Below are 17219 nucleotides of genomic sequence, written 5' to 3' on the forward strand. Positions count from 1 at the left end.
TAATCTTGACTCGGCCAATCATGAAATATTATGTAAGCAATACTGACGTAATTCAATGTGTCTCACTGCCGGAATTGCCGGCCATCAGGGAACGCAATGCGAACGATGACGATCATTATTTGCGAGAAAGCGGCCAATGCCGCCACGCCGTTTGGCGGCCGCAAAACGACCGTTCGCGCCATTAAACGCCGATAAGCAGAAAAGAAGAGGAGCAGCCAGGTCGCCTGCGGCTCCGCCCGCAGAGTGCCGGCTGACGCGCCGGGTTTCGGGAAAAGGGCGATGCCGCGCGGAATGCGCAACGAGAGGAGAGAACCTTGAGCGTGACGGAGCAAAAATTCGGCCTTTACGATGCGGCTTTTGAGAAAAGCAGCTGTGGCGTCGGTTTCATCACCCGCAAGGACGGCGTGCAGACGCATGATGTGCTGAAGCGCGGTCACGAGGCGCTCTGTGCCGTGCCGCATCGCGGCGGCATGTCGGCGGAGGGCGTGGGTGATGGTGCTGGCGTGTCGCTCGATCTTTCACTCTCATTTTTCCGGAAGCTGACGGACAACGATTCCTTGCAAGCCGGCCGGTTCGGCGTCGGCAATTTTTTCCTGCCGCAGAACCCTGCTTTTCATGACCAGGCGATCGGCATCATCGGCAGTGCTCTGGAGGAACAGGGCTTCTCGATCCTGCTCGTCCGCAATGTACCGGTGAATGACGCGGCCATCCGCGCGGCCGCCATTTCCTACCAATTGCCGATCCGGCAATGGGTCTTTTCGGCCCCAGCGGAATGCGCAACCCTTGCCGAGTTCGACTGGCGTATTCACAAGGCGCTGCTCGCTATCGAGGCGCTTGCCTATACTGCGCCGGAACTTGCCGGTTTTTATCCGCTGTCGCTCAGCGCACGCACGCAGGTTCTGAAAGGGCGTTTGAACTCGCATGAGGTCATGCCCTATTTCTGCGACCTGACCGATCCGCGCCATGAAGTGCATACGATGTATTTCCACACGCGGTTTTCCACCAATACAGATCCGCACCCCTCCATGGCGCAGCCCTTTCGGCTGATGGCGCATAATGGCGAACTCAACACCGACAAGAAGAACCGGCTGTCGGAAGCGGCCGTGGCGCTGGCGAAAAATGCCAGCATCATCCGGCCGAAGGGCCAGTCTGATAGCTGCCGTCTGGACCAGACATTGCAGGCGCGGGTGATGGAAGACGGTCTCGACCTTGTCACCGCCGTCGTCTCGATGATGCCGCCCGCCTGGGAAAACGACGACACGCTCTCGCCCGCCGTCAAGGCGATGCTGGAATATTTCTCGCTCTACGAGGAGAAGAATGACGGCCCGGCTGCGCTGATTTTCGGCGACGGCACCATCATCGGCGCACGGCTTGATCGCCTCGGTCTACGCCCGCTGCGGACCGTCGAGACAGACGATTATCTCTGCGTCATGTCGGAGGCGGGGCAGATCGCCTTTCCGGCCGAAAGCGTCATTCGTCGCGGTCGCATCGAGGCCGGCGGCATGCTTTATTACGACCACGCCGAACGGCGCGCCTTTTCCACCGTCGAGGCGCTGGAGCTTCTGGCGGCGCGGCGGGACTACCCGTCGTTATTGTCTGAAGCGCGCGTCATGCTTGCGGATTTGCCGGAGGTGCCCGCCGAAAAGCAGGGATCGCCGCTTCGATACAATGGCGATCTGGAACGGCATCAGCGCTATGTCGCCTATTCGCACAATCAGGAAAGCTTCAAGTTCCTGATGGATCCGATGCTGGCGTCGGGTGCTGAAAAAATCTCGGCCATGGGTTATGGCAATGCCATCAACGCGCTCTCCGATCAGGAAGGCGGGGTCGCCAAATATTTCTCGCAACGCTTTGCGCAGGTCACCAACCCCCCGCTCGACAGCATTCGTGAGGCCGATGGCATGACGCTGCGCGTGGCGCTCGGCGCAAAGCCGAATAGCGGTGCGAAAGCGGCCCGCCAGATTGTCGTGCGCTCCCCGATCCTGACCCATCTCGACATGCTGCGCATTCGCGAGCAGTCGGAGACGCCAGTTCGTCGTTTCGAGATGCTTTATACGCCGATCTTTGATGCTGCGAGTGCCAACGAAGCGGCCTTGGGTCAGGCGATAGATGGCCTCTGCGGTGAGGTTGTGGCTTTCGCGGCCGGGGAGGGCGGTATTGCCGTCGTCACTGACCGGCACGTTTCGGCAGGTCGTGCGGCGTTGCCTATGATCATGGTCGTCTCCGCCATCAACCAGCGGCTGATCGAGGAGGGTCTGCGGCTACGCGTGTCCCTGATCGTTGAAAGTGGGCAATTTTCCTCCTCGCATCACATCGCAGCGGGCCTTGGTTTCGGGGCTTCGGCTGTCTACCCACTCGGCGTGCAGTTCCGTGCCGAGGAGAAATTTGGTGCCGATGCTGACAAGGCCTTCAAGCGTTTTGCCAAGGCGGCTGAAAAGTCGCTGATGAAGACCATGGGCAAGGTCGGGCTGTGCACGGCGGAAAGCTATATTGGCGGCGAGTTCTTCGAACCGAACTTCCTCGACACCAACGATCCTGTGCTGAAGCGTTATTTCCCCAATGTTAAGACGCCGGTCGGTGGCGTTACCTTCGCTGTCATCGCGCAGGCGGTGTCGGACTGGCATCGAAAGGCGCTGTCGGTAAAGGGTGAAAACGACATTCCGCTGCTCGGTCTCTTCAAGGAGCGCGCCGAAGGTGCGGGCCATTCCTATGGCACGACGGCGGTTCGCGGTTTCGTCGATATGACGGAAGAAAAGATCGGTTTCGACAAGGGAACCGACAACGAAGAGGCGCTGCGTCTCCTGCCGCTCAACCGGCTGGAGGATGCTTTCGGCCTCAACGATGCGGCCTATTATCACAACAGCTTCGACCGGTTGACGCCCGAAGCAATCGACGCTTTCGAGGTAACGCCGGGTTACCGCGCCTTCGCACGCATGATGGCCGAAGAAAGGGCCCGCCGCCCGGCAGCCCTGCGTGATGTTCTGGAATTGCCGGCTGATGTGACCTTTGCCGGTTCGGCCGAAGAATTCCGCCGCGAGATGGGGCGCTTTTCCAGACGTGGCAACAACAGCTTCATGGTGCGCGGATTGCTCTGCGAAAGTGCGGGCGAAGGCGCGTTCCGGCTGGAATTGACCGGGCCGCACGGTCATGAGCTTGCCCGGCTTGCCGCACTCGGACAGTCGCTGCTTGATCGTTTCGGTGAGGATATTGCCGGCCATTGGCTGGAGGGCGGCGCGCTTCTGGTTCAGGCGAAGGGTGAAGCTTTCACCTATCTGTCGCTGATCCACACCGCACCTGACAGCATTGCGCTCGACGCTGTGCAAAAGGCGAGCGAGATCACCAAGACCCTCGCTTCGGGTGCGATGAGCCATGGCGCGCTGGTCGCAGCCGCCCATGAGGCGGTGGCGCATGGCACCAATATGGTTGGCGGCATGTCGAATTCGGGGGAAGGCGGCGAGCATATTTCCCGTTACGGCACCATCCGCGCCTCGCGCATCAAGCAGTTCGCGTCTGGCCGTTTTGGTGTCTGGGCGGGTTATCTTGCCGACCCGATGCTGGAGGAAATAGAGATCAAGATCGGCCAGGGTGCAAAGCCCGGCGAGGGCGGGCAATTGCCGTCCCCCAAGGTAACGGTGGAAATAGCCGCGGCCCGTGGCGGCACCCCAGGCGTCGAGCTGGTTTCGCCGCCGCCGCACCATGATACCTATTCGATCGAGGATCTGGCCCAGCTTATCCACGACGCCAAGGCGGCGCGCGTGCGCGTCATCGTCAAGCTCGTTTCGTCGGAAGGCATCGGCACGATTGCAGTCGGTGTTGCGAAAGCGGGTGCGGATGTCATCAATGTTGCCGGCAATACCGGTGGCACGGGTGCGGCCGCTGTCACCAGCCTCAAATATACCGGCCGCGCGGCGGAAATCGGCATCGCCGAGGTGCATCAGGCACTTTGTGCCACAGGCCTTCGTGCCAAGGTGCTGCTGCGCTGCTCCGGCGCGCACCAGACGGCGAGCGACGTGGTGAAATCGGCTCTTCTCGGCGGCGACAGCTTCGAGTTCGGCACCACGGCGCTGATGATGCTGAAATGCGTCATGGCGAAGAACTGCAACATCAAGTGCCCCGCCGGCCTCACCACCAATCAGGAAGCCTTCAACGGCGATCCACGCGCGCTGGCGCAATATCTCATGAACATCGCCCATGAAACCCGCGAGATCTTGGCCGCACTCGGGCTGCGCTCGCTGCGCGAAGCTCGGGGCCGCTCCGATCTTCTTCACCTCCTCGATCACCCGGCGAGCGTCGGCCAGCTTGACCTGCGGGCGATGCTTTCGGTGGTGGAGGAAGTGAAGATCGACAGCCCTGTCTATATGGAAAAGGACTTCGCGCTGGACGATGCCTTCATTGAACTGGTGCGCTCGGCTCTGATCGACAGCAGACGGGAAAACATCGAGCTTGGCGGCAATCGTTTCCTCAACAATTGCAACAAGAGCGTTGGCGGCCAGCTCGCCGTCGATATCGAGCGCATGCTGAACCACGAACTTTCCGACGAAGAGGCGGATGCGCTTCCGGCTGTGAAGCGGGATAGCCGTGGCCGCCGTTTTCTGGAGGCGGGTTCGGTGCGCATCGACACATCAGGTTCAGCCGGGCAGTCCTTCGGCGCTTTCTGCAATGACGGCATGGTCATGGTCCATACCGGTACCTGCAATGATGGCGTCGGCAAAAGCGCCTGCGGCGGCACCATTGTAGTGCGCTCCCCCGGTGGCGGTTCGCAAGATGCTGATGGCAATGTGCTGGTCGGCAATTTTGCATTGTTCGGCGCCACCGGCGGCCGCACTTTCGTGGAAGGGCAGGCGGGCGACCGTTTTGCGGTGCGCAATTCGGGTGCGACAGCCGTTGTCGAAGGTGTGGGCGACTTCGCCTGCGAATATATGACCAATGGCGCTGTGCTTAACCTCGGCAGTTTCGGCAAGGGTTTCGGCAACGGCATGAGCGGCGGCTTCGTCTATCAATATGACCCTTACGGCGATCTGCCGAAGAAGGTGAGCCATGATTCCATCCTGCTCGGCTCCATCACCGGCGAGGACGAACAGGCATCTATCCACAATCAGGCCGTTCACCAGCTTTTGACTTGGCATGTCGACGAAACAGGGTCGGCCAAGGCCGCATGGATTCTGGAAAACTGGGAAAGCGAACAGCACAATTTCGTCTACGGCATGCCGCGCGCCCTGCTGCTTTATCAGGACAGCGACGAAATTCTGAAAGCCAAGCCCCGCAAGGAGCTGCTGGAGGAACTGGCATCCGCGCTTGCCGCCCATCAGGTGCGGAAGTTCAAGCTGGCCTATCGCGACCGCAAGGCCGTGTTGAACGGAACCGTCCCTGGTTATGGTGAGACGGATACGGAAGACATGTATGCGCTCATCAACAACTACACGGTTTTGAGTATGGCGCAGGCTATTGCTCTCCAACGGTTGCCGATGGCATCCGGTCCTTCCGATCCCGCCATCGAAAAAGCCGTGCGCAATCTCGTCCTCACGGAGGACTATGCGCTGATGCAGCGGCTGCTGAAATATGCGCGCGAGGCGCTTTCCGATCATGATGACGAGCAGCTTGCGGTGATGATCGCCGCCAAGCGGCTCGACGATTACAAGCAGGCGCTTGCGCGCCGTAACATCTGGTCGGTGGATAGTCCCGGCACCTATGGCTGGATCATTCAGCAGGACCGCAAAAACATCGAGAAGATCGGTCGTCTGCCGGGCTTTGAGGAGCTTTTCGCGGCGCGTGCCATTCCCGACCTTGCCACCGCATCCAGCCAGAACAGGGCAGCATGATGAAGATACCTTACATTCCTCAAGATGCCCCTTTTAATGGCGACCAGCGCGCCTGGCTATCCGGCTTCCTGGCCGGGCTTCATTCCCGCGCAGCAATGGGTATGGACACATCGGTTGCCGCTGCCGCTCCCAAGGCGGCGGCCAGCGTGCTGAACATTCTCTTCGGCACCCAGACCGGCAATGCCGAGGCGCTGGCGATGGATATAGCCGACGCCGCCCGTGCCCAGGGCATGCAGCCTGTGGTGACGGCCTTGGACGATGTTTCCATGGATAGTCTGGGCGTCATGAAGCGCGTCATTGTCGTCACCTCCACCTACGGCGAAGGTGAAATGCCTGACAATGCCCAGCTTTTCTGGGAGGCACTTTCCAACGAGGCCGCACCCCGGCTGGATGAGATGAACTTTGCCGTGCTTGCGCTTGGCGACACCGGTTACGATGGCTTCTGCCAGGCGGGCAAGCTCATCGATACCCGCTTCGAGCAGCTTGGCGGCAAACGGATGAAGACGCGTATCGATTGCGATATCGATTTCGAAGATGTCGCCGCCAACTGGATCGGCGAGACCCTGCCACTCGCCCTCGCCATCGATGGTGGCAATAAGGCGGCGGTTGTGCCGGCGATCGCCGAGGCGCCCGCGCGGGCAAAACAGGGCTGGAGCCGCAAGAACCCCTATGCCGCGCAGGTGAGCGTCAATCGCCTTCTTTCCGGGCCTGCTTCGTCCAAGGAAATTCGCCACTACGAATTTGATCTCGGCGAAAGTGGTCTCGATTATGAGGCGGGGGATGCTCTGGGCGTCGTTCCCCTAAACGACCCGAAACTGGTGGGCGCGCTGCTCGCACGCTTCGGAGTGAGCGCGGATGGTGAAGTCGCCGGACTCGACCGTCCGGTCGGCGATGCGCTTCTCAATATGTTCGAGATATCGACACCGTCGCGTGAGTTGGTCGCGGAGATCGGCAAGCGCGCAGGTCACGATGAACTCAGCCACATCCTTGCGAATGGAGACAGGGAACAGCTTACCGCCTTTCTCTGGAGCAAGGATATTCTCGACCTGCTTAGTCTCGGTGAAAAACCCGTATTCGACCTTGCTGAATTCGTGACGTTCCTGAAGCCGTTACAGCACCGCGCCTATTCGATCTCTTCCAGCCCTCTGGCCTCGCACAACAGCGTGCATCTGACAGTCGCCAGCGTGCGTTATCGCGCCGAAGGTCGCGAGCGTGGCGGCGTGTGCTCCACCTATCTCGCGGACCGGGTAGAAGCGGGGCAGAGTGCCGGGATTTTCGTCTCTCCGAACAAGGCGTTTCGCGTGCCTCAGGACAATGACGCACCTGTTATCATGGTGGGACCCGGCACGGGTATTGCGCCATTCCGGGCATTTTTGCAGGAACGGCAGGCGCGGGGCGCAAAGGGCCGGAACTGGCTGTTTTTCGGCGATCAGCACCGGCAGTCGGATTTCATCTACGAAGACGAACTTGGAAAGATGAGTCGCGATGGCGTGCTAACCCGTCTCGATCTCGCTTTCTCGAGGGATCAGGCCGAAAAGATCTATGTTCAGACCCGTATGCGCCAAAACGGCAAGGCACTCTATCAATGGCTCGAAGAGGGCGGCCATTTCTATGTTTGCGGCGATGCGACCCGCATGGCGAAGGATGTTGACGATGCCCTGCACCGGATCGTTATTGACGAGGCGGGCATCTCTGCGGAAGCGGCAAGCGACTATGTAAACGGGCTGAAGCGCGAAAAACGGTATCTGCGCGATGTTTATTAGAGCAACGCGCTGAGGCGCATCAGCAATTGGAGCAGGTTATCTCAGCGTCGCGCTGCTTGAAGAAATAATCGCGTGCGATCGTGATCGATCTTACGCCGGACGAAGAAATATCTGGCATGAACATCAACAATTCATGCGGCACGGAAAGCTCGACGTGGATGAGGAAACTGTCCGCTACAAGCAAACGTGTGGGAACGGAGACTGGCGATCCCACCACATAGGGCCGCGCGTTTTTCTCGTTCCAGGACCAGGCGATAGTCGCCTGTTTCTGCTTGTCGATCTTGATGCCGCTGATCTTCAGCTGCAGACCCTTGGTGCTATAAGGCGCAAAGACGGCAGCCGTTACGTCCTGCATGCTTGTCAGATAAGCCTTGTCGACGGAATTTGTTTTGGAGATCAGGTCGTTGATCGTTGCGGAGGCGCTGCTTGCCCGCTTGTAGGTATTATAGCCGATGGTGAGTTCGAAGGACGTCAGATAAAGCGCAAGCAATATCGGGAAGACGATTGCAAATTCTACCGCACCCACGCCACGGCGATCCCTTGCGAAGCGTGCGACGAGCGCGATAAAACGAAGTCGACCGTTCGTGATGGTGGAAACAAGCCCTGCCATCATGAGCCCCCGCTTGTGGTGTATTTCTCGTTCATGAAAGCATCGGTCGCGACAATGAGGAAATGCGAGGGCATCGACCCGTCGGCTGGGCGTATTTTGGTAAGATATGGTCGGATGATATCTGCGACTACACGCCAGCGATAATAGACGCGCAGCATATTGATCGTGTCCGGTCCACCCGGCTTGAAGCCGAATTGCGCCGTGTCGAGATCGTAATATTCGCCGTTAGCTTTCAAGGGTATCGTAGTTGGAATATCCTTGAAGGCGGTGAAGGAGCGAAGGTCTATATAAAGCTTCTGTTCTTTTTTGATCTCATCAGCCGAGCAGGTGATAATCACCGAAACTTCGTTGCAGAAACTCTTGCGAAAATCCTCTTTGGAAATCGAACTGCTGATCTGCCCGGTGCGCAGACGCCTCGCCATCGTGTCGGTAGCATTGACGACCACCTGCTCCGCCATCAAGGCGATGAAAGTTTCGATGATCGCAAAGACGACGAGGAAATAGGGAAGCGCCAGGATCGCGAATTCGATGGCTGCTGTCCCGTCACGCGAGAGCCCGAATTTTTCCAGCAATGGCTTCAATTTGGCCAGTCGCATATGTGGGTGTCGATCTTTAGAATATGCGGCAAGCGCAACCGTTGAATTTGTTGCGGACCATAACCAGCCGGTGTTTAAATTCAGTTACCCCGACGAGTTATACTTTATCAGTTCGCAAAAATGGCACAGGCAATAAACGCAAAAAGCCCGGCATATCGCCGGGCTTTTACTTACTGGAAAAACGATAGCTTATTCCGCATCCGCTTTTGAGAGAACCTCAAGGGTGGGTGTGGAGGTGATGTTGTAGCCGCAATCCACGTAGTGGCACTCGCCGGTAACGCCGCGCGACATGTTGGACAGCAGATAAAGAGCCGATCCGCCGATATCGTCGATATCCGCTGTTCGCCGCAGCGGTGCGTTTTTCTGGTTCCATGCATAGATTGCGCGCGCATCGGAAATGCCGGCGCCCGCCAGTGTGCGGACCGGTCCGGCCGAGATGGCGTTGACGCGAATATCGCGCGGGCCATAGTCGGCAGCGAGATAACGCACGGACGCTTCGAGAGCGGCCTTGGCAACGCCCATGACGTTGTAGTTGGGGATAACCCGCTGCGAACCGTTATAGGTCAGCGTCAGCATGGATCCGCCATTCGTCATCAGTTCGGCGGCACGCTTGGCGATTTCCGTGAACGAGAAACAGGAGATGACCATAGTGCGGCTGAAATTCTCGCGGGTCGTATCCGCGTAAAGACCCTTCAGCTCGTTCTTGTCGGAAAAGCCAATCGCGTGCACGACGAAATCCAGCGTACCCCATTTTTCTCGGATTGCCGCAAAAAGCGCGTCAACCGAGGCGATATCCTCGACATCGCAAGGCACGATAAAGTCAGATCCGAGCTCGGCGGCGAGCGGCTTTACCCGCTTGCCGAGCGCCTCACCCTGATAGGTGAAGGCGAGCTCTGCGCCCTGCGCCGCAAGAGCCTTGGAGATACCCCAGGCGATAGAGTGATTGTTTGCGACGCCCATGATGAGGCCGCGTTTACCCTGCATGATGCCGTTCATGGCAATTATCCGTTATGACGCTGGAAGACCAGCGTGGCGTTGGTGCCGCCGAAGCCGAAGGAATTGGAAAGGATCGTGTCGATCTTGGCATTGTCGATGCGGCTGCGAACAATCGGGACGCCCGCAAATTCCGGATCGAGTTCGGAAATATGCGCGCTCTCGCCGATGAAGCGTTCCTGCATCATCAACAGGCCGTAGATCGATTCCTGAACGCCTGCTGCGCCCAGCGAGTGGCCGGTGAGGGACTTGGTCGACTGGATATGCGGGATCTTGTCGCCGAAGACTTCCCGGATCGCGCCGATTTCCTTGCTGTCGCCCACCGGCGTCGAGGTGCCGTGGGTGTTGATGTAGTCGATATCGCCCTTGACGGTGGAAAGGGCTTGACGCATGCAGCGGATCGCGCCCTCGCCGGAAGGAGCCACCATGTCGTAACCATCCGAGGTTGCGCCATAACCGACGATCTCGGCGTAAATCTTGGCGCCGCGCGCCTTTGCATGTTCCAGCTCTTCAAGAACCAGTACGCCAGCACCGCCGGCGATCACGAAACCGTCGCGGTTGACGTCATAGGCGCGGGAAGCGAGGTTTGGCGTCTCGTTATATTTGGACGACATCGCGCCCATGGCGTCGAAGAGGTTGGACATGGACCAATCGAGGTCTTCATGGCCGCCAGCAAACATCACGTCCTGCTTGCCCCACTGGATCATCTCGGCGGCGTTGCCGATGCAATGCGCCGATGTGGAGCAGGCGGAAGAGATCGAATAGTTGACGCCGTGGATCTTGAACCAGGTCGCAAGTGTGGCCGATGCGGTCGAGGACATGGCCTTCGGCACGGCAAACGGGCCAATACGCTTCGGACTGTTGTTCTTCAGCGTGATATCGGCGGCTTCGACGATGGTGCGGGTGGAAGGACCGCCCGAACCCATGATGATGCCGGTGCGCTCGTTGCCGCTGATGTCGCTTTCCTCGAGACCGGAATCGGCAATCGCCTGCTTCATGGCAACGTGGTTCCATGCGCCGCCCTGCGAAAGGAAGCGCATGGCGCGACGGTCGACCAGCTCGGTCGGATCGAGAGACGGCTTGCCCCATACCTGGCACTTGAAACCGTGTTCAGCAAAATCCGGTGAAAATGAAATGCCGGATTTGGCGTCGCGCAGGGATGCGGTGACTTCGGCGGCATCACCACCGATGGAAGAAACAATGCCGAGGCCGGTGACAACAACTCGTCTCATGAAATGGACCTTTTCTTAAGATTTCGGCTGGACGACCGAAGCCGCCCGGCGTTTGCCAGGACTATTCCGTCCGCTTCAGGCGGTCTTTTCCTTCGACAGCCCCACACGAAGGTCCGTCGCTTGATAAATGGTTTCGCCGTCTGCCTTCAGCCATCCGTCTGCGGTACCCAGAACGAGACGTCCGCGCATCACGCGCTTGAAATCTATGCCGTACTGGAGGAGCTTCGTCTCCGGGCGAACCATGCCCTTGAACTTGACTTCGCCGGTGGAGAGCGCCATGCCGCGACCTTCTTCGCCCAGCCAGCCGAGGAAGAAGCCGGTCAGCTGCCACATGCCGTCAAGGCCGAGGCAACCCGGCATGATCGGGTTGCCCTGGAAATGGCAGGGGAAATACCAGTCGTCTGGGCTGACATCGTATTCAGCGCGGATGAAACCCTTGTCGAACGCGCCGCCGGTTTCGGAAATTTCGGTGATGCGGTGAACCATGAGCATGGGAGGCAACGGAAGCTGGGCATTTCCCGGGCCGAACAATTCGCCGCGTCCGCAGGAAAGGATCTCCTCGTAATTGTAACTTGATTGCCTCGTTGCCATACCGCTTTCACTTCCTCAATCACTGGTGTTTATCGACTTCACTAGAGCAAGTTAGGTTCAAAATGAAGCGCTGCAAGGGCAGAGGCCATTATGCCCCCATTCTTTGTCTTCAAACCTTCTTTAGTGAAGTCATTACCTCAATATGCCGTCCGCATACAGGAACCATCCGGCAGGAACCAGAGGAAATTTGCAAGAATGGCCGGTTTGCAGCCATTTGCGACACTCGGCGACGCTGAAACTATTGAAAGCATTCACCGCAAAAGATATATGCTATTGCAATTGATGGGTTTCACCCTGTGTTTGGAATGGGATTGCATGGCATTTGACGCCACATTGGATATCGGGACGAGGCTGCGGCGCTCGGGGCTGCGGCCCACGCGCCAGCGCGTTGCTTTGGGCGATCTTCTTTTCGCAAAGGGTGATCGCCACCTGACTGTCGAGGAGCTGCATGACGAGGCGGTGACCGCCGGCGTGCCCGTTTCTCTCGCGACGGTCTACAACACGCTGCATCAGTTTACCGAAGCCGGTCTCATCCGCGTTCTGGCTGTCGAGGGTGCCCGCACCTATTTCGACACCAACGTGTCCGACCACCATCACTTCTTCGTGGAAGGAGAGAACGAGGTTCTCGACATCCCCGTCAACAATCTCCAGATCGACAATCTGCCAGAGGCGCCCGAAGGCATGGAAATCGCCCATGTGGACGTGGTCATTCGCCTGCGTCGCAAGCGCGGTTGAAGCTTCGGCTTGATAAACAAAAAAACATGGCGCCTGTGGGCGCCATTTTTGTTTCAGGCAGCCTTCGCCGCCTCACTTCAATATATCTTCAGGCCGTCTGCCGGGCTTGCCCTTGTAGGGCGGAAAGGTCCATCCGAAGATCAACGCTCCGGACCGGACACCGAAAGCCGTCAATACGCCGATGCCCGACGCGACATAAAGCGGCGCTCCGAGGAAATAAGCGCCGGTGAAGATGGAGGCGCCCAAAAGCGCGCAGGTGATGTAGATTTCCGGGCGCAGCAGCACGGAGGGTTCTCCCGCGAGAACATCGCGCAATACGCCGCCGAACGTCGCTGTCAAAACGCCTGTCACGATCGCCACGGTTGCGGAGCCGCTTGCAGCCAGACCCTTGGCGGCTCCCATGACGCAATAGGCTGAGAGGCCGACGGCATCGAGCCAGATGAGCACCCGATACCGGGATTCGAACAGGTAGGCGGTGAAGAAAAGTAGGACCGCAACCGATACGCAGACCAGAATATAGGTCGGGTTCAACACCCAGAACACGGGCGCCCTGCCCAGCACGAGATCGCGCACGGTGCCGCCGCCGATCCCGGTCGCGGCGGCGAAAAACAGGAAGCCGATCAGGTCGAGCTGCTTGCGCGAGGCGGCCAATGCGCCGGTTGCGGCAAACACGGCAACGCCGGCATAATCGAGAAAACCCAGCAGTGTCATGGAAAAGGTCCCCCCGGAAATTTGGATGCGTTTGCGTCAGTGTCGCGCAAGCACGGAACTCTAGGCTGGCCGCCCGGATGATCGCAACATCCATAAACGAAACGGATGCAAAGGAAAATGCCGTGCGAATCGCTATCGTTGCCGCTCTTCAGGCGCTGGTCCTCTTGGTGTTTCCGGTCGCGCTGGCGGCACAGCAGCAGCTGGTGAACGATCCCGAGATCTATGAAAAGGATCATTTCCGCAAGGAGTGCAAGACGGCTGGCTTCGGCGATGATTTCATCACCAGACTGGATATCAACAATGATGGCCTGATGGATGCCGTCGTCAATCACGGCGTGCTGGATTGCGATGGCGAAAAAGGCCGCAGCTGCGATGACGAAGGTTGCCCTTACAATTTTTACGTCCAGGTCAAAGAGGGCGGATATCTGATGATCGCGACGGCTCGGATTTACGGCTACGATTTCATCAAACGTTTCGGCAACATGGTCTTCGTACTGAAGATGCACCCGCGTTATTGCGATCGAACCGACAAGGAAGCCTGCCTGATGACGGTGCGGGTGCGCGGCACGAAATTCGTCACCATCTCACGCAAGTGACGACGCAGCCGTCAGGGCGCGATGCGCCTGATCCGGACCCTTTGATTATAGCGGTGGCGAAGCGAACGCGGAATGACGAGTGTGGCGATGGCGACCGCAAAAACGGTTGCCGCAACCACCCACAGGGCATCGTACTGCAGCGTGGCGCCCAACACCGCCCCGCAGATTGCGCCGCTTATCATACCGAGCCAGGGCACGATCTGGATGCCCCAATCGAGGCTTCGCTCCCCCAGAAGATAGCGACCGATGCCACGGCCAAAACGGGAAAGGGCGCCGGTCACGTAGGTGAGGCCAATAGGCAGCCCCTCAATATGTTCGACGGCAGCGTTGACCATCCCCATGGCGAAAACGACAAGATAAAACTGCGCCAGGGCGGAAGCATCGCCGCGCAGCAATGCGGCAATCGCCACCAGCGACCCGACGGCCACGAGAACGGCAAAGATGCTCCGGTCGAATTTATGCGCGACCACGATACCGCCAGCATTGCCCGCCACGAAAGCGATGATCGCGAAGAGTAATTTCGCCGCATGGGAATAAACGCCAGCTTCCATCGAAATGGCCGCGCGGGTGGTGTTGCCGGTCATGAAGGAAACGAAATCGCCGGAAAGATGAAGACCCACCGCATCTGTCATTCCGGCGATGAATGAAATGGCGGCGACGAGCGCAATGCCGGTGCCGGTGCGCCTTGCCCTGATGATGTTACGGCGTCTCTGTCTGGTCATGGAAAGCTCGATATGGAAAACAGCGGGCCGATGCGCCGGGCTGTGCTATCCTATGTCTAGAACGCCGGGCGGCTTGTTTGCAATCTTTCTGGAAGCGTTTGAGCGCCTCTATTTCGTCTAGACAAATGTAAAATCCCTGCCTAGCATGCCTCAAATAAAGCGAAAAAAATATCGCACAAAAATAAATCAAAAAGGGGTTCCGATCATGAAAAAAACATGGGTTATCGCCGCAATCGCGACGCTTGCTTCATCTGCTTCCGCCTATGCCGAAACATCGGTTACAATAGGCATGTCCGGCTGGACCGGCTTTGCGCCACTGACGCTTGCCAAGCAGGCCGGCATTTTCGAAAAGAATGGCCTCAAGGTCGATATCAAGAAGATTCCGCAGGCAAGCCGGCATCTGGCGCTTGCTTCCGGTGACATCCAGTGCGCCGCCACCACGGTCGAAACATGGATCGCGTGGAATGCCAACGGCGTGAAGTCCACCCAGATTTTCCAGATGGACAAGTCGCACGGAGCCGACGGCATTGCGGTGCGCAGTGATGTTGCAAAGGTGTCGGACCTCAAAGGCAAGACGGTTGCCGCTTCTGCACCGGGCACATCCCCCTATTTCTTCCTTGCCTGGATACTGAAGGAAAACGGCCTGACCCTGAAGGACGTGAAGGTCGTCAACCTTGAGCCGGGACCGGCCGCGCAGGCATTCGTCGCCGGCCAGAATGAAGCCGCCATGACCTACGAGCCTTATCTGTCCACAGTGCGCGCTGCACCGGACAAGGGGAAAATCCTTGCGACGACGCTGGATTATCCCGCCGTCATGGACACGTTCGGCTGCACGCCGGATTTCTTGAAGGCCAATCCGCAGGCGGCAAAAGCCCTTGCGGACAGCTATTTCCAGGCGCTCGAGCTCATCAAGACGGACCCTGCAAAATCCTATGAGACCATGGGAGCGGACGTAAAACAGACGGGCGAGGCATTCGCAGCTTCGGCGAAATTCCTGGAATGGCAGGACAAGGCCGCCAACCAGAAGTTCTTCGACGGTGAATTCAAGACATTCTCCGAAAAATCGGCTGATCTGCTTCTGGAAATCGACGTGATAAAATCGAAACCCGATCTTTCGACACTCGCGGACACGTCCTTCATCAAGTAACAGAAGCAAACTGCTGCTTTTCCTTCGGGGATTATTGCAGCCAGTGAGAAGCCTTACAGCGCCTGTGCGTCATGGACGACGCACGGCGCCTAGATGGTGCGGCGATAGAGTGCCGCGCCCGTTTTCCGGACAGGCGACAGAATGCAACCTCTTCAACCCATAAAGAACAGCACGCGGATTTTTCTCGGCATTCTGTTCTTCGTGCTTTTTTTCTCCGCCTGGGGCTTTGCCACGCTCGGCGGTTTCGTATCGCCGACCTTTCTGGCTGACCCGATCACCATGCTGAAGGACGGCATCTATCTGCTAACCGATCAGGGATTTGCCAGCGATATCGGAATGACGATCTGGCGTGTTGTCGGCGGCTTCGTGCTGGCCTCGCTCGTTGCCGTACCGGTCGGCATCGCCATGGGCGCTTACAAGCCGGTCGAGGCGCTGCTTGAGCCCTTCGTCTCCTTCGCACGCTATCTTCCGGCTTCTGCCTTCGTGCCGCTGCTTATTCTCTGGGCCGGCATCGGCGAGATGCAGAAGCTGCTGGTGATCTTCATCGGCGCAGTTTTCCAGATCATTCTCATGGTTGCCGTGGCGGTTGCCGGCACAAGACGCGATCTGGTGGAGGCTGCCTATACACTTGGCGCAAAAGACCGGGGCGTGGTCCGCCGCGTTCTCATTCCCGCCAATGCGCCCGATATTGCGGAAATTCTCCGTCTCGTCCTCGGCTGGGCCTGGACCTATGTGATTGTTGCCGAGTTGATCGGCGCGTCGTCGGGCATCGGCTATATGATAATCAACAGCCAGGCGCTGATGGCGACCGGGCAGATCATCTTCGGCATCATCGTCATCGGTGTCATCGGACTTATTTCTGACTTCGCGTTCAAATCGCTGAACCGGAAGCTTTTCGCCTGGAGGCTTGCCTGATGAGCGAACTCGTTATCAAGGGCGTCAGCCGCACTTTCCCCGGCGTTCAGGGCGGCCAGCCAACGCTGGCCTTGCAGCCCACGGATCTGGAAATCTCCCGCAACGATTTCGTCACCATTCTCGGCCCGTCCGGATGCGGAAAGTCGACCTTGCTGCGCATCATCGCCGGTCTTGACCGTCCAACGACGGGTGAAGTCCGTTTGTCCGGCCGGGCAGTGACAGGGCCGGGGGCGGATCGCGGCATGGTGTTCCAGTCCTACACGCTGTTTCCGTGGCTAACGATCCGGGAAAACGTCGCCTTCGGTCTGCGCGAGCGTGGTGTGGCCGAGAAGGAAAAATGGGAGATCGTCGACAGCTATATCGACAAGGTTGGCCTGCGCGGTTTCGAGAACCATTGGCCGAAACAGCTGTCCGGCGGCATGCAGCAGAGAACAGCCATCGCTCGCGCTCTGGCAAACGGCCCGAAAATCCTGCTGCTGGACGAGCCTTTCGGCGCACTCGACAACCAGACGCGCGGACTGATGCAGGAATTGCTGCTCGGCATATGGGAGCGCGAGCAGAAGACCGTCATTTTTGTGACGCATGACATCGAGGAGGCGGTATTCATGGCGTCGCGGGTTGTGACGATGTCAGCGCGGCCGGGGCGCATCAAGTCGATCATGCCGGTCGACCTGCCGCATCCGCGTCACTACACCGTCAAGGCCAGCCCGGAGTTTTCGCAGCTACGCGCCAAGTTGACGGAGGAAATTCGCAGCGAGGCGATTGCCGCCGCTGCCCATGGATAGTTGA

The 17219-nt window shown here is 58.6% G+C and carries 14 protein-coding genes; 7 read left to right on the forward strand and 7 right to left on the reverse strand.

Going from position 1 to position 17219, the window contains the following annotated elements:
* Positions 1-314: 314 nt before the first annotated feature.
* Positions 315-5819 carry a glutamate synthase-related protein gene (locus tag G6L97_RS12810; RefSeq protein WP_111789066.1) on the forward strand — a complete coding sequence of 1835 codons (5505 nt, stop codon included), beginning with the start codon at positions 315-317 and terminating at the stop codon, positions 5817-5819.
* Positions 5816-7582 (forward strand): sulfite reductase subunit alpha, encoded by a 1767-nt coding sequence (locus tag G6L97_RS12815; protein WP_111782904.1) that lies wholly within the window; start codon positions 5816-5818, stop codon positions 7580-7582. The genes G6L97_RS12810 and G6L97_RS12815 overlap by 4 nt, the downstream gene beginning before the upstream one ends.
* A 19-nt stretch (positions 7583-7601) precedes the next feature.
* On the opposite strand, the gene G6L97_RS12820 is transcribed toward G6L97_RS12815, so the two are convergent.
* From G6L97_RS12820 to fabA, 5 genes are all read right to left on the reverse strand, one after another.
* Positions 7602-8195 (reverse strand): TadE/TadG family type IV pilus assembly protein, encoded by a 594-nt coding sequence (locus G6L97_RS12820; protein WP_003514432.1) that lies wholly within the window; start codon positions 8193-8195, stop codon positions 7602-7604.
* Positions 8192-8788, reverse strand: coding sequence for a TadE/TadG family type IV pilus assembly protein (locus tag G6L97_RS12825; RefSeq protein WP_003514434.1), 597 nt, complete (start codon positions 8786-8788; stop codon positions 8192-8194). Before G6L97_RS12825 ends, G6L97_RS12820 begins: the two co-directional genes overlap by 4 nt.
* A 189-nt stretch (positions 8789-8977) precedes the next feature.
* Entirely contained in the window at positions 8978-9784 is an 807-nt protein-coding gene (fabI, locus tag G6L97_RS12830; protein ID WP_003514436.1) for an enoyl-ACP reductase FabI, read from the reverse strand.
* 5 nt (positions 9785-9789) lie between these two features.
* The gene (fabB, locus tag G6L97_RS12835; RefSeq protein WP_003514438.1) at positions 9790-11013 is read right to left on the reverse strand and encodes a beta-ketoacyl-ACP synthase I; all 1224 of its coding nucleotides are present in this window, start codon (positions 11011-11013) and stop codon (positions 9790-9792) included.
* Positions 11014-11088: 75 nt separating this feature from the next.
* A complete protein-coding gene (gene fabA / locus G6L97_RS12840) occupies positions 11089-11604 on the reverse strand; it encodes a 3-hydroxyacyl-[acyl-carrier-protein] dehydratase FabA (RefSeq protein ID WP_003514441.1) in 516 nt (171 codons plus the stop codon).
* 315 nt (positions 11605-11919) lie between these two features.
* Between fabA and irrA the strand changes: the two genes are divergently transcribed.
* On the forward strand, positions 11920-12339 hold the full coding sequence (gene irrA / locus G6L97_RS12845) for an iron response transcriptional regulator IrrA (RefSeq protein ID WP_003507276.1): 420 nt from the start codon (positions 11920-11922) through the stop codon (positions 12337-12339).
* Between the two features lie 72 nt (positions 12340-12411).
* Here the strand turns inward: irrA and G6L97_RS12850 are convergent, their stop codons facing one another.
* Positions 12412-13050: a trimeric intracellular cation channel family protein gene (locus G6L97_RS12850; RefSeq protein WP_003514444.1), complete on the reverse strand. Its 639-nt coding sequence runs from the start codon at positions 13048-13050 to the stop codon at positions 12412-12414.
* A gap of 77 nt (positions 13051-13127) precedes the next feature.
* Here G6L97_RS12850 and G6L97_RS12855 point away from each other — a divergent pair, with 77 nt between their 5' ends.
* Positions 13128-13646: a hypothetical protein gene (locus G6L97_RS12855; RefSeq protein ID WP_025592081.1), complete on the forward strand. Its 519-nt coding sequence runs from the start codon at positions 13128-13130 to the stop codon at positions 13644-13646.
* 11 nt (positions 13647-13657) lie between these two features.
* On the opposite strand, the gene G6L97_RS12860 is transcribed toward G6L97_RS12855, so the two are convergent.
* The gene (locus tag G6L97_RS12860) at positions 13658-14368 is read right to left on the reverse strand and encodes a YoaK family protein (RefSeq protein ID WP_111782903.1); all 711 of its coding nucleotides are present in this window, start codon (positions 14366-14368) and stop codon (positions 13658-13660) included.
* Positions 14369-14573: 205 nt separating this feature from the next.
* Here G6L97_RS12860 and G6L97_RS12865 point away from each other — a divergent pair, with 205 nt between their 5' ends.
* From G6L97_RS12865 to G6L97_RS12875, 3 genes are all read left to right on the forward strand, one after another.
* The gene (locus tag G6L97_RS12865) at positions 14574-15515 is read left to right on the forward strand and encodes an ABC transporter substrate-binding protein (protein ID WP_111782902.1); all 942 of its coding nucleotides are present in this window, start codon (positions 14574-14576) and stop codon (positions 15513-15515) included.
* A gap of 141 nt (positions 15516-15656) precedes the next feature.
* The gene (locus G6L97_RS12870) at positions 15657-16430 is read left to right on the forward strand and encodes an ABC transporter permease (RefSeq protein WP_003514452.1); all 774 of its coding nucleotides are present in this window, start codon (positions 15657-15659) and stop codon (positions 16428-16430) included.
* The gene (locus tag G6L97_RS12875; RefSeq protein WP_111782901.1) at positions 16430-17215 is read left to right on the forward strand and encodes an ABC transporter ATP-binding protein; all 786 of its coding nucleotides are present in this window, start codon (positions 16430-16432) and stop codon (positions 17213-17215) included. The genes G6L97_RS12870 and G6L97_RS12875 overlap by 1 nt, the downstream gene beginning before the upstream one ends.
* The last annotated feature ends 4 nt before the right edge of the window (positions 17216-17219 follow it).

Source organism: Agrobacterium tumefaciens (assembly GCF_013318015.2).
Classification (GTDB): Bacteria; Pseudomonadota; Alphaproteobacteria; order Rhizobiales; family Rhizobiaceae; genus Agrobacterium; species Agrobacterium tumefaciens.